Genomic DNA, 23,806 nt, shown 5'->3' with positions numbered 1-23,806 from the left:
GTCGCGTAAGTTATAATTATGCAGTTTCAACATCTGTTAATGATTCACCAATGTTTCTTAAACGTGTTTCCCATTCTTCAGTCGTCAATTTATTTTCTGAGATATATCTATTTCTTGGGTGACGACGACATTGTGGTGAACAACCTCTCACATATTTAGCTTCGTTTTCTTGTGAAGTTAGGATTTGAGCGTTACATTCTGGGTTACCACAGTTTACGTAACGTTCGCAAGCTGAACCATCAAACCAATCTTTACCAACGATTGTAGGGTTAACCTGGTTAATGTCCACTGCGATACGATCATCAAACACATACATTTTTCCATCCCATAGTTCGCCTTGAACTTCTGGATCTTTACCATAAGAAGCGATACCACCATGTAATTGACCAACATCTTTGAAACCTTCACGCACTAACCAACCAGAGAATTTTTCACAGCGAATGCCACCAGTACAGTAAACAACAACACGTTTCTCCATGAATTTCTCTTTGTTATCAATAACCCATTGTGGTAACTCACGGAAGTTACGAATGTCAGGACGAACGGCACCACGGAAATGACCTAAGTCATATTCATAGTCATTACGTGTATCCAATACAATAGTATCCTCATCAAGTAAAGCATCTTTAAATGATTTGGGATCTAAGTATTCACCAGTTAATTCTAATGGGTTGATGTCTTCTTCAAGCTCTAAGCTGACTATTTCTTCACGAGGACGAACGAATATTTTTCTAAATGCCATCACGTCTTCTTCATCTTCTTTAAACCAAACATCTTCAAAGCCTGGTAATGAATGAACATAAGCTTTATAAGCTTCTGTTTGTTCAACCGTACCTGAAACAGTCCCGTTAAAACCTTCTTCACCGACTAAAATACGGCCTTTCACACCAATGCGTTTACAATTAGCTAAATGCTCTTTCGAAAAAGCTTCTGGATCAGCGATTGGCGTATATTTGTAATACAGTAATACTCTAAATGGTTTTGACATAATAATTCTTCCTCCTTGTAGTTGCATGCTACAAATTAATATAAAATCTAACTCTAATATTATACTTAAAAAGCGTAAAAGTCACAATAGTTGGCCTTTTTTCATTAAAATTTAAACATCGCTACATCTTCCGTTAATATAATAATCTTATAACCAAAATTAAGTGAATAAGCAGCCCCACAAGATTGATATTAGAGACTTATTGGACTATACTATTCAGTGTTAACAAAAGGAAGAGGTGCTAAAATTGAAAGGGATGACTAGCGGATCACCATTAAAAAATATTGTTTTGTTCTCAGTGCCTTTAATTATTGGGAATTTTTTTCAGCTCTTATATAATATGGTCGATTCTTTCATAGTAGGAAGAACGTTAGGGGTTCATGCGCTAGCTGGTCTAGGTGCATCAGGCAGTTTAATGTTTTTTATTATTGGTTTTTCAACAGGTTTTACGTCTGGACTCGCCATACCAACTGCTCAGGCCTTTGGCGCAGAAGATTACACGCGCTTGAAGCGTAGCGTGGTGATCAACTGGCTGTCTTCATTAGTTGTTGGTTTAATTTTAACGCTGCTCAGTGTCTATTACTTAAGAGATATACTCATATTGATGAATACACCAACAGAAATTATTGATTATACCTATGATTATTTGAAAATCATCTTTGGTGGGATGATGATGACCATACTTTATAACATGCTGAGTAATCTTATGCGTGCCTTAGGTGATAGCCGAACACCCTTATATTTCTTGGTCATTGCGATGGTCACCAATATTATTTTAGACTATGTCTTCATTGTTCATTTACGTATGGGAACATTTGGCGCAGGTTTTGCGACAATCATCTCTCAAACAGTAGCAGTTATACTGTTATTATGGACGATTCAGAAAAGATGGCCGTTATTGCAATTTGATTTTAAATATTTGAAAGCCAAAAAAGACGAGCTTTTCCAACACTGGAAAATCGCTTTACCTATGGCATTTCAATCATCAATAATCGCTATTGGCTCATTATCAGTCACTTTCGCGTTAAATAAACTTGGTCCCTTAGCGGTAGCGGGTTTTACAGCTTCACAGAAAATTGATCAAGTAGTGAATCTAATTTTAATGTCATTCGGTGTCGCGATGGCAACATATGTTGGCCAAAACTACGGAGCTAGAAAATTTGAACGAATTAAACAAGGTGTTCGTTCAGTAACCTTTTTAACCTTGGGTGTCGCTATTATTGCAGGGGTTATTTTAGCTTTCTTCGGCGGACATGTTGTGACAATCTTCGCAGACAGTAGCTCACAAGCCGATATCTTTACCTATGGTAGGATGTATTTTGCTTATATGGCGCCTTTTTATTGGATATTAAGTTTATTATTTATCTACCGCTATACTTTGCAAGGTCTAGGAGACAGTTTGATACCAACGATTGCGGGCATCATGGAATTAATTATGCGCGTAATTGCTGCCTTTGTACTGAGTGAATATCTAGGTTTCATTGGCATTGTATTAGCTAGCCCTTTGGCATGGATCGGAGCGGTTGTCCCATTAGGTTATGCTTACCACAAACGGAAAAATAAATTAGATGTGCAACAACAAGCTCAAACAGTAAGTCTAGACTCGTAAAGAGTTTAGGCTTTTTTTGAAGGCCAAAATAGGAACAATCACTGAACCGTGAAAAAACCGCCAATAACTATTGGCGGTGGAAATGGCTTAGAATTCATATTGTTTGATTAATCGCTGAATGGTAGGATTTTTGAAGACGAGTCCTAACATTAAAGTATTCAGTGGTAAAGATACCAAGTTTTTGCCAATTCTAAGGGGCATGAAAGCGACCCATGCCTCGTCGAACATCATTTTTATCCAAAGAGAATTAAGACCTAGGTTGATAACGACAGTCACGAGCAACACAGTTAGAAAGGCTCTTAACCAAGAAAATGGTTGGCGCCAAAGTAATTTCCCGTAAATAAACCCTCCGAGAGCAGCACTTATAACGAAGCCCAAGAAGAAATTTTTACCATGCAACAAAGAAGTAATCAAATCGTTTGCGACGGAAACAATTAAAGCATACCAAGGACCGAAGAGAATGCCGCTGAAGGCAGTCCCAATAAAGCCAAACCCAATTTCAGCATAGGTACCAAAACTCAGCGAAGGAACATAACTTAAAACAATTCTACCAGCTAAAACGATAGCTAAGAGGGTGATTTGTTGTGTTTGTAACTTGCCAGCCTTGGTGTATCTAATCGGTTGTTGACTGTGTTTTTTATTCATTTTTATACTCTCCTTAAGACATGAGAGCTACATTAATATGCAGCGAATGCAATAATCTATCGCAAGTCTCCAATGAATGGGCTTTTCGTTTGCTAGCAACATTCCATCTAGCAACACTTGACGCAGATTATTTACTCTGTCAATTATTATTTTTTATAATTATAACCCTTATCTCCGATAGAAACTAGTCAATTTGGATGGGATAGTCACTCGTTTCGGTTAACACACAATCCATCACTTGATCATGCTCCTGAATCGGAATCTCTTCAACTAGAAGTTCGTCAAAATATGGCAGTAAGGTAAAGGCATCAGTCTTAGTTAAGAAACGGTCATAGAAACCTCCACCATACCCTAAGCGATGCCCCCTCGTATTACATGTGACACACGGCATAATGATTAAGTCAATGTCTTTAGGCATCATCTCAGGACTATTGGCTAAAGGTTCAGGTATACCAAACGAACTGACGGCCAATTGATCACCGTGTTGAAAGTAATGGGCACGCATATCTCCCTTGCCGTGGACGCGAGGCAGAGCAACTAGTTTACCTTGCTTAAATGCTTCGGAAATAATTTTACTCGTGTCTAATTCTTTTCCGACTCCATGGTATATAAAAATATTTGCTGCTTTTTGAAAGACCTCTGTAGACAACACCTTATCTACGATGGCAGCGTTCGCCTTCAGATAATAATCAGGTGAAAGCTGCTGTCTTTTTTCAAAAATACTTTGGCGCAAGGTCTTTTTATTCAATAATCAAACCTCCTCTTATTAAATGGTACGTCCATCATAGCCTTTTCTAATATAAAAATCAAAATCTCCCTTTCGAATTAAAAATATGCTAATATATAGTCAAATAAGATGATTAGGAGGTATCATATTGCTGAAGAATGTATTAATTATACCTAACCCAGGATCTGGAAAAGGTAAAGCAGTCGGCTATGGCAATAAATTAGGTCAAGTTTTAGAGGAAACTTATCAAGCGACAGTTGAGGTTCGTCCAACTACTGATGTTGGCGATGCAAAACAATGGAGTTCAACCGCTTTAGAAGATGGCTTTGATACGGTAATTTGTTTAGGAGGAGACGGGACTGTCAATGAAACAGTGGACGGTTTATTACAAAATGATGAAGTTCCCTATTTTGGCTTTGTGCCTTTAGGTACGGTCAATGACTTAGCACGTGTCCTTGGATACGATATGAATCCCGATAAGGCCATTGAACAATATCGAGACATAAAAACTGTTCCTTTAGACATTGGTCAAATTAATGGTGAAAGCCACTTTATTAATGTAATCGCAATTGGTGCCGTACCAGAATCAGTAATGCATACAGATTCCGATGACAAAAACAAATTAGGCGTATTGGCTTATTTAAGAGATGGTGTGAAAGCCTACTTTAATCAAGATAAATACCTTCTTGAAATAAAGAATGCCAATGGTGAAATCAGAGAGATTGAAACAAATTTAGCAATTGTAGCTCTGACAAATAGTGTCGCCGGTATTGAAGTGATGATTCCGCATGCTTCTTATGATGACGGACTTGCTCACTTGATAGCACCTAAAGGAGCGATTGCTAAGTCAACGATACAAACTCTATTTGAAGGCGGCATTCATCCAGAAGAAACGGATAGTATGTTTGTTTTATCTGACTCAGAAATTACGATTACGTGTCCATCACACGACAGGGTTGAAAGTAATGTGGATGGCGACCAAGGTCCTAACCTGCCATTAAAAATTAAAGTTTTAAAACATCGCTTACAAGCAATTGTACCTGCTTAGCTTGAATAGAGTGTTTTCTTAACCCAAATATTGGAAGTATGGTATAATATTGTATGTAGCATATTAGCCAACAGAAAAGAGGGGTAGCGATGGCAACAAAGCTGTCTAAAGATGAGCGTGCCTTAATCGAGAAAGAATTAAGACGTGGAACGAGTAAATCAAGAATTGCAACCTTATTGAACGTTGAATATGACGAGGGGTTGGAAATGATTGAGAAAGTTAAAGCCTCAATTCGACCAGACATTGGCGATAAAATTACTTTTACTTTCCGCGGAATGGATATGACTGGTATTATTGTAAAGTTGTTGATGAATAGTGCCGTAGTTGAGATTTATTGGGATAAATCCGATAAAACTTTGCACGATATTATTGAAGAAAGAACAATCGTCAATTTTAAAGATATTATAGATTTTGTTACTTTACCACCTCAAGATGAAGACGAAGGACTTATCTTAGATTCACAACCAACAGTGAGTGATTTCGAAGAAGAGGATGAAGCAGCAGACAAAGAAGATACCAAAGAATCTAAATAATAAGGTTTATGATAGTTAAAAGAGCTAAGCAACCCTCACTCATTGAATAAATGGTTGAGGGTTGCTTAGCTCTTAATCTTTATTTCTATGGCCACATAGTGTGGACTGAGCAACTGTGCTAATTTTGTCGACCAGAATAGAGTTTCAACAATTCGTCGTTGGCGACACTGTAGTAAGTAAGTAATTCTTGATTCAGGCTCGACGCGTTACGTTCATCTTCAAGACCATTTTGGACTAAGAAAATATCTAGCCATGCTTGTCCACTGGTGATAACATTTTCCAAATAAGGAAAGTAGATCATGGAGTGCATGACAAATTGCTGGCAAATCTGCTCGAAAAGGTGTGGATTATTACTGTCACAATATTCTTGGATACAGCTTATTGTCTGATCATAAATTGGATATTGGTCAAACTGTTTTAATTCTACAATTGTAACAGAGCTTGTTTCACCGAACCAAGATAGCAGATAAGTGCCCGTAACCTCTTGTTTAATTAAATTATGTAGAATATTGGATTTTAGGTATTGAAAAATTTCAGGATGAACCAGTAATGCTCTCAGCAAAGTGTCAGTGACTTCTAAAGGCATTTGAATGAGTTGTTTAATCCGTAAGGAAAGTTCATGACTGCCTTTCTTGACAAGTTGGTCTATCAGTTGCTGGATTGCTTCGGGTGTGCTCGCTTTTGACAGAGTTTTTTCAAAAAGATGTTGATCATTTAATTCTGCGATGGAGCGACTAAGATGTTCAGTGGGCCATTGTCGGCTATGTGATACTTCTTTAATACGATATAATTCAATTATAGCTAATTGCTGATCAAAAAGTATCGGAACGCAGAGACCATATAGTTGAGTCAAGGCACTATCTTCTAGGATCTGGTCAGTATCTAAATCAAGTATTTCCCAAATGTCTTTTAATTCTTCGTTTAAAGCGAAAGATAGGTAAATTTGGACTAATTCTTCAAAGACATGGAAATTTGGTTCGATTAGAAAACTTTTTTTCAACAATTCTGCAGCTTCTATGTAGCGCTTCGCTTCAATTAGGTTCAGTGCTTTTCGATAATAGTTTTCCGCATTGTTAGGCATTTCAAACACATCGGTCATCGAGAGGCCTCCTCTTGGATAAAATTTTAAACTGCGTTACGCCTTATCTTAACATATTTACTAGCCTTAGGAGGAGAGAAGATTGATAAAAATTTATACAGACGGCGCGTATCAAATGAAAACTCAAGCAGCTGGCTTAGCGATTATCATCCAAAGACATGGACAACAGAAACAGTATAAAATTCATATAGCTAAAGTATTTGATAATCATCAAGCGGAGTTTATGGCATTAGATCAAGCCTTAAGAATACTTGAAACTGAAAATTTACTGGGTGAAAGTTTATTCTTCTATTCGGACAGCAAAATTGTTGTGCAATCGGTAGAAAAAGAATACGTTAAAGAGACTCAATATCGGGTTCTTTTAGAAAGTATACTTTGTCGGTTTCGATTATCACCCTTAGCATTTATTCAATGGCTGCCAGAAAAAGAGAATAAAGGGGCGGATGTGTTAGCCAAACAGGCTTTGCATCAACAAGGAAAGTTGTTCACTTTTATAGACGAATAGAAATATTTTATTGAACTAGCTTTTTCAGTAGGAAAAGGTCAATCATCTTCTGATTTTGTTGGCTGTTTCAGGCTAGGAATCTCATTGAAAGCATGATACAGTATTGGAGTTAATTAAATTCTCATAATAGATTGAAGATTCTAATGGAAATGGAGTGTTGTAATGAAAATTGGGATTCAAGGAATTGCAGGTTCATATAGTGAGATGACTGCGCGCGATTATATTAACCGCCTAGAAAATGAAAACATTGGGCGCACACCGAATACTCAAGCAAATAGAAGCTATGAAGTGGTTGAACATTCTAGTTTTCAAGAAACGACGGATGCCTTGCTTAATGAATTAGTCGATTTAATCGTTGTGCCCGTGGAAAACTCAACAACTGGAGCAATCACTAAATTACTCGATCAACTTCGATATAAACCAGTCATAAGTATTGCTGAGGCTTATCAGCCGGTCAGCCACAATTTATGGGCAGCAAAGGGTAGTGATTTAATGCAGATTAAGACAGTCTACTCTCATCCAGAGGCTTTGTCACAATGCTCGAATTTTTTTGCTCGTTACCCACACATTGAAGCAAAAGCTCACGATGATACAGCTAAAGCGAGCTTGTACGTAAAAGAACTCAATCGACCAGATGTGGCAGCTATTTCTAGCGGGCGTGCAGGTGAATTATACGACTTAATCCCTTTACTAGAAGATGTTCAGGATGAATCGAATAATATGACACGATTTTATGTCGTCGAAAAGAAGCATACTAACAAAGACTATTCAGGCGAGGTACTTTCGTTTTATATTGAGACGAGACACGAGGCAGGCGCCTTATTAAAAGTGCTACAAGTCTTTGATATCTACAATGGAAACTTGTTAAGTTTAACGGCTCGACCGATAAAAAATCAAGCCTTTACTTATGGTTTCTTTTTAGAACTCTTGGCTGATAAGATGACGGTCTCGAATGATATTTTAATAAAAACCTTAGAACATGTCGCGGAGTATGTTCAACTGATCGGACAATTTAAAGCCGTTCAGCGACCATCTAATAAATAGGAATGAGTAAGATAGTAAGGGGAGACGTATGGAACATATAGCAATAGTTGGATTGGGCATCATTGGTGGGTCTTTTGCAAAAGCGATTCACCATAGATTTCCTAAACAGTATCATGTATCGGCCATTGATATTGATCAAAAGGCAATTGATGAGGCCCTCTCATTAGGTGTGATACAAAGAGGAGAGATTCAAAACCACACAATTCTGCAACAAGCTGATTTAGTCATTATTGCGCTTTATCCTAATTTAGTGAAACAGTTTATTCAAGATCATCATGCAGACTTCAAGGATGGCGCGATAATCACAGAAGCTTCCGGAATTAAGCAAGCAATTATGGCTGAAATTTTGCCAGTCGTGCCTAAGCAAGTTGAATTTATTTTTGGTCATCCGATGGCGGGTCGAGAAAGCCAAGGCTTTGCCTTCTCTGATGAACGGGTTTTTCTACACGCAAATTATATTCTGACGCCTCATAAAGATAATACGACAGAGGCATTGGATAAATTTTCTGAGTTTATTAAGGGACTTGGCTTTGGACGCTTAACTGTGGCTACTCCTCAATTACACGACGAAATGATTGCCTATACTAGTCAGTTAACGCATATCATTGCAGCAGCATTAATTAATAGTGATCAATCTGAGCATGCAACCGTCGATTTTATTGGAGACAGTTTCCGTGAACTGACGCGCATTGCGAAAATGAATGAGTCATTGTGGTCTGAATTGATGCTGAATAATCGAGAAGCACTCTTACAGGTTTTCGATGCGTTTGAAGACAAATTGTCTACGATTAAGGAAGCTATCTTGGCTCAGAATCAGAAAGCTTTGGAAAGAGAGTTCGTAGAATCAACGAAGCGAAGATTAGAGTTAGAAACAACAGATTTAGCTCACAGTCACGCAAATGAACGAGGAAAATGATAAAACGGTGAGAAATCCTTGACTTTCCCAGGAGTAACTATTAAAATTTGGTTAAACATGAAGGGGTGGTCAGTGTATGAGAACACAAATGCTACAAACAATGATATATTTTTACAGCTTTTATAGATAATGTTTGTATCACTCTAGATACAAACACTGGTTTGTATCTATGAGGGCAGTAATTTGTGTTCGCCGCATAGATTAGTTTTAGCAATCTAAGCGGCTTGACTGACATTTAAGTTAGAGTCGATTAGTTTAATTGCTAATCGGCTCTTTTTGTTTGGATAAATCGACAAGCTATCACGTTATTATAATAGGAAAGAAGGATGACAATGAGACACAGTAGACAAAGGAAAAAATATTTATTGGCACTGGTTGTAGCGTTAATGACCTTGCTTGGTATAAAAAAACAGCCAATAGAGGTTCATGCACAAGAGAAAGTGACCGTCGGAATATCAGCACAATCAAAACCATATAATTACTACGACGAAGCTAACGAATTAACTGGCTTTGAAATTGAATTATTGGAGGAAGTGGACCAACGCTTGGAAGCTTATGAATTCACTTACCGCACAACAGAATTTGCGTCACTTTTTGCTGGTTTAGACGCAGGAACCTTTGATGTGATTACAAATAATATTGGTGAAAATTCAGATCGAAGAGAAAAGTATTTGTTTTCATTGTATCCTTATGTCGTTACTCATAATGTGTTGATCACACGTCCAGATGAAGGTGAACAAGTGACGCTGACCGATTTAGCGGGCAAGACCATGGGGATTGTTGCAGGCTCATCACAAGCAATCTTTATGGAACAATACAATGTTGACCACCCTGATGCAACAGTAAATTTAGAGTATATTGACGCGGATGCTTCCACAATAATTAGAGAAGTAGCGTCAGGTCGTTATGATGCGACCATTTATTCCACGACCTATTTAAAAGATGTTCAAGATACGTTTGGTATTGAATTAGTGGGGCATGTGATTGAAAACGAGGATGCCATTCAACCACCTGGAGCTTACGCTTTATATCGCAATGATACAAAAGGCCAAGAGTTAAGACTCGCGATTGATCAGGTATTCTCCCAAATGCGACAAGATGGTTTTCTAGCAGCGTTAAGTCTTAAATATTTTGGGCAAGATGATACTCAGTTAAACCAAGCTTTAATGACGAAAAATGACGAAATTGAAAGCATGCGGACTGGCGAAGCGAGTTTGGAGCCGAGCGACACAAATGATTCAGTAGTGATAGTTGGAACGTCGGGTCAAACGAAACCTTTAAACTATTTCGATGATAAGAATGAATTAGTCGGCTTGGAAGTCGAAATTATTCAAGAGATTGATCGACGTTTAGATGATGTCTCCTTTAGTTTTGAACTGACAGAATTTGCTTCTCTATTTGCTGGCTTGGATTCAGGAAATTTTGATTTAATCGCCAACAATTTAGGAGAAGGTGGCGATCGTCGTAATCGGTTTCTTTTCTCATTATATCCATACGTCGTGACTCATAATGTTATCATTACGTCAGAAGATGTGACCGATGATTTAGGCATTGAAGATTTTGCAGGACAAAGCTTTGGTGTGGTGCCTGCTTCACCGCAATCGCTATTCTTAGAAGCTTGGAATGAAGAAAATCCAGGCTCAGCTGTTAAAATTGAATATGTTGACTCTGATCCGTCAACCATCATCAGAGATGTTCATAATGGGCGCTTTGATGCAACCATTTATGCCACGACTTATCTGTACGATGTTGAAGAAACGTTTGGCATTTCCTTAAAAGCTCATCCGATTGATAATGAAGATGTGATTAGACCTCCAGGTTCTTATTTTATCTATCGGAATGATGATGCAAAATTACGCGATAGAATGGACGAGGTCATCGCTCAGATGAGAGAAGATGGCAGTCTAGCGGAGATTAGCATGAAGTATTTGGGCCAAGATGATACGCAATTAACAGAGGCAATCGTTGCTAAAAACGATGCGATTGAAGCAGACAGAACGGAGACGGCTGATGAGGCTAGCCTTGAAACTGTTTCGGTGGGCATTTCCGCTCAATCAAAGCCCTACAATTACTTTGATGAAGATAATCAATTAACAGGTTTTGAAATTGAATTACTTGAAGAGTTAGATCAGCGGCTTGAGCACTATACATTTGACTATAGTACGACTGAATTTGCTTCTTTATTCGCCGGCTTGGATGCGGGGACTTTTGACCTAATTACGAATAATATTGGTGAGAAACCTGATCGCCGGGAGAAGTATGTGTTCTCATTATACCCTTACGTGATGACTCATAATGTGTTGATTACTCGACCGGATGAGGGGGAGGCAATCACCTTGGCTGATTTAGCCGGTAAGAAGATGGGCTTGGTAGCCGGTTCCGCGCAAGCAATTTTTATGGAACAATATAATCAGGATACTCCAGATGCCCAAGTTAATTTAGAGTACATTGATGCGGATGCGTCAATGATTATTCGAGAGGTGGCCTCGGGTCGTTATGATGCGACGATTTATTCGACAACTTATTTAACTGATGTTGAAAATACGTTTGGTATTGATTTGCTAGGTCATCCCATCGAAAATGAAGATGCGATTCAACCACCAGGCGCCTATGTTTTATATCGAGAAGATGCTGACAGTCTTGAATTGCGTCAAGCGATTGATGGGGTGCTAGCTGAGATGCGAGAGGATGGCTTTTTAGCAGCTATCAGTACTAAATATTTTGGCCAAGATGATACACAGTTATCGGATGAGATCATTGCCAAAAATGATGCGATTGAAGCTGACAGATTGAAAGAATTACCAAGTTCAGCGGACGACTCTTTGCCAGCTTCAACTAATCGTTCATCAGATGGGAAGATTTTTGCGCCTGAAGTCATTCCTCAAATTATTCCATCAATTCTAGAAAAATTGCCGGTCACTTTATTGATGACACTGGTGTCAGCTTTCATCGGCTTGACCCTAGGATTCTTGATTGCTTTAGTCAAGATAAAACAGGTTCCTATTTTGTCCCAAGTCTTGAGTGTTTTTGTGTCCTTTATGAGAGGGACGCCGCAACTGGTTCAATTATTCTTAGCTTTCTATGGTTTCCCGCTAGTCGTCCGTTGGTTAAATGCTCAAATGGGCTGGGGCATTGATGTCAATGGTATTCCTGCCTTGTTGTATGTGTTTGTGGCGCTTGGTCTAAACGAAGCCGCTTATAACTCTGAAACTTTCCGTGCAGCTATTCTATCGGTCAATAAGATTGAAATTGAAGCAGCTAAGTCAATCGGTTTAACAAATGGTCAGACAATGCGTCGCATCATTTTACCGTCTGCATTAATTGTTGCGATTCCTAACTTAGGGAATAGTCTGATTAGTTTATTGAAGGGAACGTCGCTTGCGTTTACAGTAACAGTGATTGATATTATGGGACAAGCTCGAATTATTGCTGGTTCTAATTTACGCTTTTTCGAGGCCTATATTGCTGTCGCCATCATTTACTGGATTATTTGTATTCTGATTGAACAGTTAGTTCGTCGTCTAGAGCGCCGACTGAATGTTGATCAGCACCTCGCTGTTGAACATGAGGAAGATGAGTTGGAGATCGACTCATTGCCAGAACGCCCTTAAGAGAATGAGCCAAAGGAGAATAACATGTTAAAATTAGAGAATTGGTCCAAATCATTTAATAAAAATGAAGTCTTAAAAAATATCAATTTAGAAGTTGCGACGGGAGATGTCTTAACGATCATTGGCTCGAGTGGGTCTGGTAAATCCACTTTATTACGAACAGTAAACTTTCTTGAGCCAGCCGATAAAGGGTTGATTCAAATTGGTGAAACCGTTAAGCAGGTCGAGCAAATTAGCCAACAGGAGATTTTAGCTTTGAGACGGCAAACTGCGATGGTCTTTCAAAACTATGCGTTATTTTCTAAGAAAACCGCTTTAGAAAACGTGATGGAAAACTTATTGATGGTCAAAAAGATGACCTTGGCCGAGGCCAAACCGATCGCTGAACACTATTTAGAAATTGTTGGGATGAAGAGTCGCATGAACTATTATCCGAATAAGTTATCCGGAGGGCAACAACAGAGGGTTGGGATTGCTAGAGCCTTAGCGATTGAACCTGAAGTGATTTTATTTGATGAGCCGACGTCAGCCTTGGATCCTGAGTTAGTGGGCGGTATTTTAGATTTGATTATGCAAGTCGCACATGAGAAAACGACAATGTTACTTGTCACTCACGAAATGAATTTTGCCAAACAAGTGTCTGACCATATTATCTTTTTAGATCAAGGAAGAATTGCGGAGGAAGGAAGTCCAACTCAGATTTTTGAGAATCCACAAAATGAACGGACGCGTCAATTTATTCGTGGTTTTGAAGCGACGAATGCGAGTATAAGTTAATCAATAGGAGAAAGCTCAGTTCAAAAGGACTGGGCTTTTACTTATGGGAGGAATGCCTGAGGCAGGAAAAAAGTCCGCTATTCGTAAGTAAAACAAAAAACCCCTAATCAAAGAAAAGGGGCAAAATAGGATAATTCACTTATCGCGTTTATTCAATTGACTTCTGTTACACATAAGATTTGGTCAAGCGGGCTAGCATTAGTCGTTTCGTTTCTTTCTAATTCCCCAATATTGGTAATAATCAACTTTTAAAGCACCATTATATAATTTACGTTTCTTAGTTGCGCGGGCACCATAATGTTGTTCAAAGGTCTCATCACTTGTTAAAATATATTTACTCCATGTCGGCATGGCGCGGTAGATGTCGCCCATTTGTCGGTAAATTTCGTGAGCTTCTTCTTCATCGAGTAGTCGGTCACCGTAAGGTGGATTAGAAATTAAAATGCCAAATTCCTTTTCAGTTGTAAAGTCTTTTAATTGCATTTGTTTGAAGTGGATACTGTCACCAACACCAGCCTTTTTGGCATTAGCTTTGGCAATTTCAATCATTCGGTGATCAATATCTGTCCCGTAAATATCTAATTCGATATCATGATCAATGGCTTCACGAGCTTCTTGACGGACAATTGGCCAAACGTCTGGATTCAACATTGTCCATTGTTCAGCAGAAAATTCGCGATTTAAACCTGGAGCGATGTTGTGACCGATTAATGCAGCCTCAATCAAGATGGTTCCAGATCCACAAGTAGGGTCATATAAAGGACGATCCGGACGCCATGTAGTTAATTTTACTAAAGCGGCTGCCATATTTTCTTTTAGTGGCGCGCCGCCTTTGTCCATACGGTAACCACGTTTAAATAAACTTGAACCAGTAGTATCTAAACTTAAAATAACATGATCTTTTAAAATCGATACTTCGATCGGGTATAGAGCACCCGTTTCAGGTAAATGTTGACGACGGTGGTAGTAGTCCATCAAACGTTTTGAGATTGCTTTTTTAACGATACGTTGACAGTTTGGCACACTGAAAAGTGTCGACTTAACTGATTTACCACTAACTGGAAATTCTGCATCCAGTGGAAGAATATCTTCCCAAGGTAGGGCGTACGTTTGATCAAATAGTGTTTCGAACGATTTGGCAGTAAATTCTCCATAAGAAATTTTAATACGGTCTGCTGTTCTTAACCATAAGTTAGTGAATGCGATGTCACGAGCGTTTCCTTCAAAACGGACGCGTCCGTTTTCAGTTTCTGTTTTGTAGCCATGTTCTTTTAATTCATTTGCAACAAGTGATTCAATACCTGCAGCAACTGTTGCGATAAGCGAATAAGTCTTCATAAAAGACTCCTTTCATAATGTGTTATTTTTAGGAATAGTATGCTTAAAAACTTGTGAAAAATCCAATAAAAAAGACTCTGAAACAGAGTCTTTTAATGCCTAATAGTGAGTTTCGATAAGCCATGTTTTGTCAATTGTTACGAATAGGCGTCGTAACAAAAGGATAATCATCTATCTACAATTTCTTGTCTCTTTCTCCGTTTAATTCCGTTGAAAAAGTGCCCCTACCAAATGTTTGGGTTGCTCGCTCGAGGGGTTTACCCGTTCCAAACTTACTGTTTCCAATAAGTATCGTCTCTGTGGCACCTTAGGAAGTACTGCATCATAGCTTTCGCCTTAGATGGTTTCTTCGCCGTTAGCACAATTGTACTACCTCAGCTTATTGTTTCGCTGAGCACGAACACTACAAGCATCTCAGCTTGTGCGAGCATGGACTTTCCTCAGCTAAATCTAGTTTAACCGCGATTATCTGAAACTCACTAATTATTTAATTATTAGCTTAATACTTTGTTACTTCTGAGTAATCAATGGTGTTATCAGTGTTATTAATCTTTGAACCAAAAACATGTTTTTCTAAATTAGATAAACGTTTTAAGATATCAAAGTTAGTCACGCCACTACCAGGTGTATTTGGAACATTTTTCTTAGCCAGTGCTAATTGTTTCGTTAATTCATCCACTTTACTGATTAAACGTTCGTTTTCATTTTTTAAGTAAACAACATCTTTTTGGTATGAATCGTAGTCGCGAATAATATTATCTAAATACTCATCAACTTCTGCAGTATTATAACCACGCATGGTTTTGGTAAATTCTTTTTGTAATATATCTTTTGCTGTTAAGTTTTTTTCAGCCATTTCAGTCACCTCGTAAGTTTTTGTCATGAATTATATGAAACATCAAACCTCTATTTCAATCTAATTTAGCTTCCTGTAAAGGATGCTAATTAGCAACTATTACAGTTTACTATTATTCTTCCCAATTATCAAAAGAAAATGTAAGTATTTAAAGCTTTTTAAGATTTAGCTCTGTATTATTCATTATGACATGCGTAATATTATTTTAAAAGCGAATATCTGTTCTTATTTGCAAGTGAAAGCTCGTATTATCAATAGAAGTCGTGAAGTATAGAAGAAAATGGGAGTTTCTGATTGAATTTTATGGTTTAGTCATTCATAATATTAATGCAAAGTAGGTGAAATAAAATGGAACGTAACAACATTTTAATGGTCGTCGATAAGTTAATTCAAGAAAATTATTTTCATTGCGAATGGGGCATAGAATGGCAAGAACAGCGCCACTATCTAGAAATTATTTTCCAATTTCAATTAGATAACTCTAATCAGTTTGTTTTACAAGATGTCTACCAGAATGTTTATAAAAATGATGAGGTGCCTTTTGAAGTGAGGGTCCTTATCTACGATGAAGATTTAGTAAAAGTTGAAGCGAAACATTATATAACAACCGTCCCAGTTAATTCCGATAGAGGCATTATGTATGGAGAATTAATTGCGATTATAAAGTATTTGAAAATTTTAACAGCTGAAGTCCCACTTAAATGGCGTGAATTTATGAGACAAACAGAAGAAACGCGCTTTAATGTTTTTTGGAATGAAGATGAATTCAATAAATTAAGAGAAAGTTTAATCAACACATCACGTTATAGTGAAAGTCAAGTGTTCTTTCCGAAAACAAATTGAACCTATTGACTAAGAGAAGGAGAATTTTAATTGACAAATAAGAGTTGGCAGAAACTAACTGTCACAGTTGCTTCACTTGATACCCAACTGATTGATTGGTTGAGTTATTTATTATTAGAAATTGAAGCAGAAGGTACAGAGGTTAATTATGCATTTGGCTATTTAGAAAATCATCCAGATTTATTTGGTGAAATTCCTCAAGAGATTCCTGAGGAATTGTTGAATCGTGATACTGAAGTGGTGGGATATTTTTCTCAAGAACGTATGATCGATTTAGAGGCATTCGAACTGGCAGTGAAAGAGGCTGTTCAATCAGTTCTTTATCGTATTAAGTTATCAGAAATTGAAAATGAAAACTGGCAACAAAATTGGATGCAACATTATGAAGTCCAAGATGTCAGTCGTTTTGTTAAAATAGTGCCTATGTGGCAAGAGTATGAAGGTCTAGCGGATGAGCGAGTGATTCGACTGGATCCAGGCTTAGCATTTGGAACAGGCAACCACCCAACGACACAATTAGGTGTTCAAGGCCTCGAGATGTTTATGCGTAGTGGAGACCGTGTGCTTGATGTAGGAACGGGTTCTGGTATCTTAGCATTTGTGGCATTAGCGTTCGGTGCCTCAATGGTTAAAGGTTATGATTTAGATCCACAAGCGATAGAAAGCGCCGTACAGAATATGGCCTACCAAAAAACAGCCGACTTAAGTCCATTAAGCTTTAGTGTGAATGACCTTTTAGTTGGTGTCAAAGATGAAGCGGATGTCATTGTTGCAAATATTCTGCCACATATATTAGTCAATATGTTAGACGATGCAAAAGTATTATTGACAGATGAGGGCTACTTAATTTTAGGAGGTATTCTTGAAGAACAAGGCGAAAAATTAGAAAAGGTTTTAAAAGAAAAAGGTTGGATGATAATTCAGAAAACTTGGTTAAAAGGCTGGTTAGGCTATGTTACTCAAAAGGAACGTGAAGTTTGATGCAACATTATTTTCTAAATAGGTTACAAGTTGACATTGGTGAACTGGTCACTTTAAGTCAAGAGGATAGTCATCATTTTCTGAATGTCATGCGCGCTCAATTAGGCACTAAAATAACAGTAGTAAGTGAAGATGGCTTAAGTTACCTGGCTGAATTGGTTGATAACATGGATGGACAAGCCACACTTTCAATCATAAGAATCGAAAAAGATACTTTTAATTCAGTTGAATTGCCAGTGAAAGTGACGATTGCGTGTGGTTTGTCTAAAAATGATAAGATTGAAATGATTGTTCAAAAGGCAACAGAATGTGGTATGAGCGAGTTTATGCCACTGGCTTTGAAAAGGGATGTTGTAAAATGGAACGGCAAAAAGGCCGACGCTAAGATTGATCGTTTAGCCAAAATTGCTAAAGGAGCTGCCGAGCAAAGTCATCGATTAATGGTTCCTAAAATTACGTCATTACACACGATGGAACAATTGCTTCAAGCGAGTTCAGATTATGATATCAAGCTCATTGCTTATGAAGAAACAGCAAAAGAAGGGCAACACTCGCAATTAGTACAGATAATCAACAGCATCAAAAGCAATCAGAATATCTTGATTGTATTTGGGTCTGAAGGCGGTTTGGAGCCCCAAGAAGTTGAACGATTGGAAGCAGCAGGTTTTATAGCGTGTAGTTTAGGGCCAAGAATATTACGAGCCGAAACAGCGCCAATCTATTTTTTAAGTGCCTTGAGTTTTGCTCTTGAATTAGATAAAGTATACTAGAAATAGATTAATTAAATGGAAGAGGTATTAAAATGGAACTAAGTAAATATATTGACCACACATTGTTAAAAGCAGATGCGACGGTTGCCCAAATTGAAACATTATGTCAAGAGGCAGTTGACTATAACTTCATGTCAGTCTGTATCAATCCAGTTCACATTCCAGTGGCTAAAATGGCTTTAGGCAACAGTGATGTGAAGATTTGTACGGTAATTGGCTTTCCTCTAGGAGCGAATACTACGGCCGTTAAAGTTTTCGAAGCTAAACAAGCAGTAGAAGCTGGAGCGACTGAAGTTGACATGGTTATCAATATTGGTGCTGCAAAAGCAGGTGACTGGAAGACTGTAGAGAGTGATGTTCGCGCGGTTGTTGAAGCAATGCCTGACCATGTGATCGTTAAAGTAATTATTGAAACATCATTACTAAATGATGAAGAGAAAACACTAGCATCACAAGCTGCTCAACGCGCTGGTACTGACTTTGTTAAAACGTCAACAGGATTTTCGACGGGTGGAGCGACACTTGAAGATGTTGCGTTAATGCGTAAAGCTGTAGGAGCAGACTTAGGCGTGAAAGCAAGTGGTGGTGTATCTAACTATGCAGAAGCGATAGCGATGATTGAAGCTGGAGCTACCCGTATTGGCGCTTCTAAAGGTATTGCCATTGTGACACAAAAACCAGCTGACCTAACGGGCGACGATAACTACTAATTAGTTGATAAAAAAATATTATTTTAATTATAATATGACGAACTGGCTGTGTCAGACTCTATTTAAGAGTGATGCAGTCAGTTTTTTGAATGTTTAACAATAAATACCCAAGGTTGTTTATCTATCATCGGGAGTCCTTAAAAGACTGGTGAAACAATGTTTGTATTTAAAAAGCATTGTAGTGTATAATAACTGGTAATTACATTGTAGTAAAGGATGAAAGCTAATGGCTCGTAATCAAGAATTAACGGCACAAGAGGTTATAGATATTTGTGCAGGTTATATGAATGAAAAAAATACAAAATATGTAAAGAAAGCACTCGACTTTGCTACGAATGCACATGAAGGGCAAGTACGTTTATCAGGTGAGGAGTATATTATCCATCCAATTCAAGTGGCTGGTATTTTGGCGCAACTCCAAATGGATCCTGATACTGTAGCAACTGGTTTTCTTCATGATGTGGTGGAAGATACGGAATATACTTTAGAAGATATTAAACGAGAGTTTTCTGAAACTGTTGCACTTTTAGTCGACGGAGTAACTAAATTAGGTAAATTCAAGTTTCAAAGCAAAGAAGAAGCGCTAGCTGAAAATCACCGTAAAATGCTGTTAGCCATGGCTAAAGATATTCGAATTGTCATGGTAAAGCTCGCTGACCGTTTACACAATATGCGAACATTAAAGTTCCAAAAAGAAAGTAAACAAATCGAAAAATCGCAAGAAGCCATTGAGATTTATGCGCCTTTAGCTGATCGTATTGGTATGAATTTAATTAAGTGGGAATTAGAAGATATCGCTTTGCGCTATATTAATCCAAGTGAGTATTATCGAATTGTCCGTTTGATGGACAGTAAACGTGACGAAAGAGAGAAATATATCCGAGAAGCGATCGTAGATATTGATGAAGCAGTGGAAGAGTTAGAAATTTCAGCAGAAGTTTATGGCCGTCCGAAGCATATTCATTCAATCTACCGTAAAATGGTCGACCAAAATAAAGACTTTGATCATATCTATGATTTACTTGCGATTCGAGTATTAGTTAACACGATTAAGGATTGCTATGCTGTTTTAGGTGCGATTCATACGAAATGGAAGCCAATGCCCGGACGTTTCAAAGATTATATTGCAATGCCTAAAGCCAATATGTACCAATCGATTCATACGACAGTTATTGGTCCATACGGTAAACCAGTAGAGATTCAAATAAGAACCTTCCAGATGCACGAGGTCGCTGAGTACGGGGTTGCTGCTCACTGGGCTTATAAAGAGGGTAAAACTGAAAAGATTCAAAGCAAAGATAACATTCAAAAACAATTAAATTGGTTTAGAGACCTTGTAGAACTTCAAGATGAAGCTCAAGACGCTAGCGAATTTATGAACTTTGTAAAAGAAGATATCTTCAAGGATCAAGTGTATATTTTTACTCCAAAAGGGGACGTGTTTGAATTACCTAACGGTGCGGGTCCGATTGATTTTGCCTACCATATTCACTCGGAAATTGGTAACAAAACAATTGGAGCAAAAATTAATGGAAACATTGCACCCTTAAATTATAAATTAAAAAATGGGGATATTGTTGAAATTTTAACGAATCCAAGTTCAAATGGTCCAAGTCGCGATTGGTTAAGTTTTACGCAAACAAGTAAAGCGCGTAACAGAATCAAGCGTTTCTTTAAACTAAAAGACCGTGATCAAAACGCAGAACGAGGACAACAAACACTAGAAAAAGATTTAAAAGATAATAATGCGAGTATTAAATTAATTACCAAGAAGCAAAATGAGAAAAATTTATTAGAACGATTCAACTTTAATAGTTTAACTGATTTATATGCAGCTGTCGGTTTGGGTGAATTATCTGCGACAACCGTTTTAAACTTCTTAGGAATTACACCGGAAAGAGAAAATGACAAGCAACAAACGGCTGCTATTTCAAAAGAAAACCCAGCAAACTCAAGTGGTAGCCGTACTGTACACGAAAGTGGCGTTGTAGTTGAAGGCGTCGCTAATCTAATGATTCGTCTCAGCCGTTGCTGTAGTCCTGTACCTGGTGATGAAATTGTCGGTTATATTACACGCGGTCGAGGGATTTCCGTTCACCGCAAAGACTGTACAAACTTACAGAGTGAACCTGATCTAAAGCAACGTACCATTCATGTCGAGTGGGAAACACAAGAAGAACTTTCGACAGAGTATGAAACAGAATTATCAATCACTGGTTTCGACCGTTCGGGTATGATTAATGACATTCTGCATGTGGTCAATCATACCGTCAAAAACCTACGTAATGTTAACGGAAAAGTGGATGCCAATAGCACAGCAGTCGTGGTGATTAAGGTTGCTATTTCAAATACGGATCAATTAGATAATTTAATGTCTAAATTAAGAAGCATTCCGGACGTTTACGACGTATCACGTATTAAATCTTAAACTGAAAGGGCGTTTCTATGAGAGTTGTAATCCAGAAAAGTTTGCAAAGTTCGGTAACGATTGATCAAGAAATTACAGGTCAAATCGAAAAAGGCTTTGTTTTATTAGTGGGAGTAACCCATGAAGATACTGAAGAAGATGCAGAATATTGTGCTCGTAAAATTGCTAAAATGCGTATTTTCGAAGACGAAGATGACAAGATGAATTTATCATTAAGCCAGGTAGGTGGCGAAATCTTATCAATTAGTCAATTCACCTTATTTGCGAATACACGTAAAGGTAATCGACCAAGCTTTACCGATTCAGCAAGACCAGAACAAGCAGAAGCGCTTTATGATTATTTCAATGACCAATTAAAAAATCAAGGCTTCAAAGTTGAAACTGGACGTTTCGGAGCAATGATGCAAGTATCCATTCTAAACGATGGGCCAGTCACTGTTTTAATCGATTCAAAAAAGCCATAAAAATAAACCTTCATCCAGAGTAAATACTCCGGATGAAGGTTTATTTGTTTGCTAGATTTCAATAAATCGATGAGTCAACAGAAGAGCTACTTGATCTAAGTGGCGTTATTGAGTCAGACTCATCGTCTAATGTCTGATAAAATGGATAGACTATCTTAAAGCTTGGACTTGCTCGAAGTAATTAAGCAAACCGTCCGTAATTGCTGAAGCAACTAATTCATGGTAGTTCTCGCTGAAAATATATTGTAAGTCATTTTGATTACTCATATATCCTAATTCTAAAAGGATACTTGGACGAGTATTTTCACGTAAAACATGGTAGTTACCAAACATTACCCCAACATTTTCTAAAGGTAATGGTGTGATACTTTGATTAATTGCTTGTGCTAAACTTTCGTCTGCTTCGTGGTAATAATAGGTTGTTGTTCCGCTCCAAGTAGGATCTTCAGACCCATCGTAATGCAGGCTAATAAAAGCATCGACTTGATTCAAGTTACTTGCCTCAGCACGCTCTTCTAAGTCAACAAAGACATCGGTCGGTCGTGTCAACATCACAGTTGCTCCCTCAGCTTCAAGCTGAGCTTTCAAAGCCATAGCCGTATCAAATGTGGCAGATTTTTCATAAGCAGTACTGTTAGCATTGGTTGCGCCAGAATCCTCCCCGCCATGACCAGGATCCAACATAATCGTGGCTTGTGCTAAGCTGTTTGCAATAGGCCAATCCACGTGTCCAAGTGAGTAACTTGAAACTGACACACGGATAGAATCAAGATATCCTCGAATACCATCATCATCTTCAACTAAATAAAATTCATTACCATTTGCATCTTCGATTGTCTCAATCAGTGTAAACATCTGATTATATAGTGCATAATAAATGATTTCTGAATCAACAGCGGCTTCAGTTAATAGAGGTTCTTCATTTGAACGAATAACTACAGCTTTTTCAGCTTGAGCCCTTTGCTTTTCCAACTCATCACGGTTGTACACCGGTTGCGTTTCAACAACATCAAGCGCATCCTCTTCATCTATTACTGATTCAGCAGGTACAAGATTAACGAGACGAGTGGGGATATAACCGTATTGATTTTCAAAGGATACAAGTAACCAACCATTCGCTTCGTTTTGAACAAATAGATAAGTGCCAGTTTCAACTGTTATGATTTGTTCGGTCGTTTCGTCTTGACTAGAATAAATAGGGGTATTAATCAAAATTTGTGCCGCCATATTTTGATCTGATTCTAAAGAAGTGGACTCTAATAACCATTGAGGTATCCAGCCTTCCGTTCTTCCATCAACACGAACTTTGTACCAGCCATTGCGATTGGTTAGAATATTCACTTCGGTATTACTTTCCAATTGCAACAAGGCTTGAGAGTTTGTTGCCGGCTCCGTTCTTACAATTACATTGTCACGTTCGATAATTAATGCGGTGTTCGATAGCAGGACTGAAATACTCAATGCACTGATTAGAAAAATAGTGACTGTTAGCAATGGAGGGAAATAGTTGCGAGAGAACACAATTTTAAAAAACTGACGCATCAGTTGGATGTAAATCCCTCCTTTTCATGAAAACCTTATTAAAAACATAAGCTTATTATATAAACTTATAGCGTTGAATTCAAACATCCTCTTCATCTGTCATTTAACGGTAACACAACTGACAAGCAGATGATATAAACCGCTTTCAAACGATGGCTAATCTGTCCAACAAAATAGGAATAATAATCTGACAGCGAGAAAGATAAATGGTAAGTCGAATGAATAATTAAATTTTACTAAGAAAATTACTTGACTTTATGGACTAAAATCAGTAACCTATAGTAAATCATAGTTTATTCGATGAAGTAGATAAGTAATTAAGGCGAAATTTTAGAGAGCAATCCCCGAAGGCTGCAAGGGTGCGAGACTTAA

General features: G+C 37.9%; 21 protein-coding genes, 1 other RNA gene, 1 riboswitch and 1 other annotated feature (1 of these 24 cut by a window edge). Of the genes, 14 read left to right on the top strand and 8 right to left on the bottom strand.

From position 1 onward, the window contains the following. Positions 1 to 16: 16 nt before the first annotated feature. Entirely contained in the window at positions 17 to 988 is a 972-nt protein-coding gene (gene trhO, locus ACTQ5J_RS03815) for an oxygen-dependent tRNA uridine(34) hydroxylase TrhO (RefSeq protein WP_441750679.1), read from the bottom strand. A 238-nt stretch (positions 989 to 1,226) separates the two neighbouring features. On the opposite strand from trhO, the gene ACTQ5J_RS03810 reads away from it, so the two are divergent. After that, positions 1,227 to 2,597 (top strand): MATE family efflux transporter, encoded by a 1,371-nt coding sequence (locus ACTQ5J_RS03810; RefSeq protein WP_441750678.1) that lies wholly within the window; start codon positions 1,227 to 1,229, stop codon positions 2,595 to 2,597. Between the two features lie 87 nt (positions 2,598 to 2,684). On the opposite strand, the gene ACTQ5J_RS03805 is transcribed toward ACTQ5J_RS03810, so the two are convergent. Beyond that, complete coding sequence (locus tag ACTQ5J_RS03805) at positions 2,685 to 3,242, bottom strand: folate family ECF transporter S component (RefSeq protein WP_441750677.1); 558 nt, start codon at positions 3,240 to 3,242, stop codon at positions 2,685 to 2,687. Positions 3,243 to 3,280: 38 nt separating this feature from the next. Further along, positions 3,281 to 3,383: riboswitch (THF riboswitch) on the bottom strand. Between the two features lie 43 nt (positions 3,384 to 3,426). Further along, on the bottom strand, positions 3,427 to 3,990 hold the full coding sequence (locus tag ACTQ5J_RS03800; RefSeq protein WP_441750676.1) for a 5-formyltetrahydrofolate cyclo-ligase: 564 nt from the start codon (positions 3,988 to 3,990) through the stop codon (positions 3,427 to 3,429). 127 nt (positions 3,991 to 4,117) lie between these two features. Here ACTQ5J_RS03800 and ACTQ5J_RS03795 point away from each other — a divergent pair, with 127 nt between their 5' ends. Together ACTQ5J_RS03795 and ACTQ5J_RS03790 are read left to right on the top strand one after the other, a co-directional pair. Then, positions 4,118 to 5,017, top strand: a complete 900-nt coding sequence (locus ACTQ5J_RS03795) for a diacylglycerol/lipid kinase family protein (RefSeq protein WP_441750675.1) — start codon at positions 4,118 to 4,120, stop codon at positions 5,015 to 5,017. Between the two features lie 89 nt (positions 5,018 to 5,106). Continuing rightward, entirely contained in the window at positions 5,107 to 5,550 is a 444-nt protein-coding gene (locus ACTQ5J_RS03790) for a DUF2187 domain-containing protein (protein WP_441750674.1), read from the top strand. A gap of 118 nt (positions 5,551 to 5,668) precedes the next feature. Here the strand turns inward: ACTQ5J_RS03790 and ACTQ5J_RS03785 are convergent, their stop codons facing one another. Next, entirely contained in the window at positions 5,669 to 6,649 is a 981-nt protein-coding gene (locus tag ACTQ5J_RS03785) for a hypothetical protein (RefSeq protein ID WP_441750673.1), read from the bottom strand. 82 nt (positions 6,650 to 6,731) lie between these two features. Between ACTQ5J_RS03785 and ACTQ5J_RS03780 the strand changes: the two genes are divergently transcribed. The 5 genes from ACTQ5J_RS03780 to ACTQ5J_RS03760 all read left to right on the top strand — a co-directional run bounded on the left by ACTQ5J_RS03780 (position 6,732) and on the right by ACTQ5J_RS03760 (position 13,502). Next, positions 6,732 to 7,154: a ribonuclease HI family protein gene (locus ACTQ5J_RS03780; protein WP_441750672.1), complete on the top strand. Its 423-nt coding sequence runs from the start codon at positions 6,732 to 6,734 to the stop codon at positions 7,152 to 7,154. Between the two features lie 162 nt (positions 7,155 to 7,316). Then, a complete protein-coding gene (locus ACTQ5J_RS03775; protein WP_441750671.1) occupies positions 7,317 to 8,198 on the top strand; it encodes a prephenate dehydratase in 882 nt (293 codons plus the stop codon). A gap of 28 nt (positions 8,199 to 8,226) precedes the next feature. After that, complete coding sequence (locus tag ACTQ5J_RS03770) at positions 8,227 to 9,114, top strand: prephenate dehydrogenase (RefSeq protein ID WP_441750670.1); 888 nt, start codon at positions 8,227 to 8,229, stop codon at positions 9,112 to 9,114. A 332-nt stretch (positions 9,115 to 9,446) separates the two neighbouring features. Beyond that, complete coding sequence (locus ACTQ5J_RS03765; RefSeq protein ID WP_441750669.1) at positions 9,447 to 12,725, top strand: ABC transporter substrate-binding protein/permease; 3,279 nt, start codon at positions 9,447 to 9,449, stop codon at positions 12,723 to 12,725. A gap of 24 nt (positions 12,726 to 12,749) precedes the next feature. Then, the gene (locus tag ACTQ5J_RS03760; RefSeq protein WP_441750668.1) at positions 12,750 to 13,502 is read left to right on the top strand and encodes an amino acid ABC transporter ATP-binding protein; all 753 of its coding nucleotides are present in this window, start codon (positions 12,750 to 12,752) and stop codon (positions 13,500 to 13,502) included. A gap of 198 nt (positions 13,503 to 13,700) precedes the next feature. Here ACTQ5J_RS03760 and ACTQ5J_RS03755 read toward each other — a convergent pair whose 3' ends face one another. The 3 genes from ACTQ5J_RS03755 to gpsB all read right to left on the bottom strand — a co-directional run bounded on the left by ACTQ5J_RS03755 (position 13,701) and on the right by gpsB (position 15,696). Next, positions 13,701 to 14,840: a THUMP domain-containing class I SAM-dependent RNA methyltransferase gene (locus ACTQ5J_RS03755; protein WP_441750667.1), complete on the bottom strand. Its 1,140-nt coding sequence runs from the start codon at positions 14,838 to 14,840 to the stop codon at positions 13,701 to 13,703. Between the two features lie 111 nt (positions 14,841 to 14,951). Beyond that, an RNA gene (gene rnpB, locus ACTQ5J_RS03750) (RNase P RNA component class B) lies at positions 14,952 to 15,317 on the bottom strand. 22 nt (positions 15,318 to 15,339) lie between these two features. Next, a complete protein-coding gene (gene gpsB / locus ACTQ5J_RS03745) occupies positions 15,340 to 15,696 on the bottom strand; it encodes a cell division regulator GpsB (RefSeq protein ID WP_441750666.1) in 357 nt (118 codons plus the stop codon). Between the two features lie 348 nt (positions 15,697 to 16,044). On the opposite strand from gpsB, the gene ACTQ5J_RS03740 reads away from it, so the two are divergent. From ACTQ5J_RS03740 to dtd, 6 genes are all read left to right on the top strand, one after another. Next, complete coding sequence (locus ACTQ5J_RS03740; protein WP_441750665.1) at positions 16,045 to 16,539, top strand: DUF3013 family protein; 495 nt, start codon at positions 16,045 to 16,047, stop codon at positions 16,537 to 16,539. A gap of 30 nt (positions 16,540 to 16,569) precedes the next feature. Continuing rightward, on the top strand, positions 16,570 to 17,520 hold the full coding sequence (gene prmA, locus ACTQ5J_RS03735) for a 50S ribosomal protein L11 methyltransferase (RefSeq protein WP_441750664.1): 951 nt from the start codon (positions 16,570 to 16,572) through the stop codon (positions 17,518 to 17,520). Continuing rightward, the gene (locus ACTQ5J_RS03730) at positions 17,520 to 18,290 is read left to right on the top strand and encodes a 16S rRNA (uracil(1498)-N(3))-methyltransferase (RefSeq protein WP_441750663.1); all 771 of its coding nucleotides are present in this window, start codon (positions 17,520 to 17,522) and stop codon (positions 18,288 to 18,290) included. The genes prmA and ACTQ5J_RS03730 overlap by 1 nt, the downstream gene beginning before the upstream one ends. A gap of 32 nt (positions 18,291 to 18,322) precedes the next feature. Next, entirely contained in the window at positions 18,323 to 19,000 is a 678-nt protein-coding gene (gene deoC, locus ACTQ5J_RS03725) for a deoxyribose-phosphate aldolase (RefSeq protein ID WP_441750662.1), read from the top strand. A 226-nt stretch (positions 19,001 to 19,226) separates the two neighbouring features. Beyond that, positions 19,227 to 21,428: a RelA/SpoT family protein gene (locus ACTQ5J_RS03720; RefSeq protein WP_441750661.1), complete on the top strand. Its 2,202-nt coding sequence runs from the start codon at positions 19,227 to 19,229 to the stop codon at positions 21,426 to 21,428. Between the two features lie 17 nt (positions 21,429 to 21,445). Then, positions 21,446 to 21,892 carry a D-aminoacyl-tRNA deacylase gene (gene dtd / locus ACTQ5J_RS03715; protein ID WP_441750660.1) on the top strand — a complete coding sequence of 149 codons (447 nt, stop codon included), beginning with the start codon at positions 21,446 to 21,448 and terminating at the stop codon, positions 21,890 to 21,892. A 150-nt stretch (positions 21,893 to 22,042) separates the two neighbouring features. On the opposite strand, the gene ACTQ5J_RS03710 is transcribed toward dtd, so the two are convergent. Further along, the gene (locus tag ACTQ5J_RS03710; RefSeq protein ID WP_441750659.1) at positions 22,043 to 23,434 is read right to left on the bottom strand and encodes an N-acetylmuramoyl-L-alanine amidase; all 1,392 of its coding nucleotides are present in this window, start codon (positions 23,432 to 23,434) and stop codon (positions 22,043 to 22,045) included. Positions 23,435 to 23,725: 291 nt separating this feature from the next. After that, positions 23,726 to 23,806: a binding site (T-box leader), on the top strand (it continues 114 nt past the right edge of the window).

It is taken from the genome of Fundicoccus sp. Sow4_F4 (genome assembly GCF_052116145.1).
In the GTDB taxonomy this organism is placed as follows: Bacteria; Bacillota; Bacilli; order Lactobacillales; family Aerococcaceae; genus Fundicoccus.
Note: the sequence above shows the minus strand (reverse complement) of the source record. Positions and strands in the feature narration are given on the sequence as shown.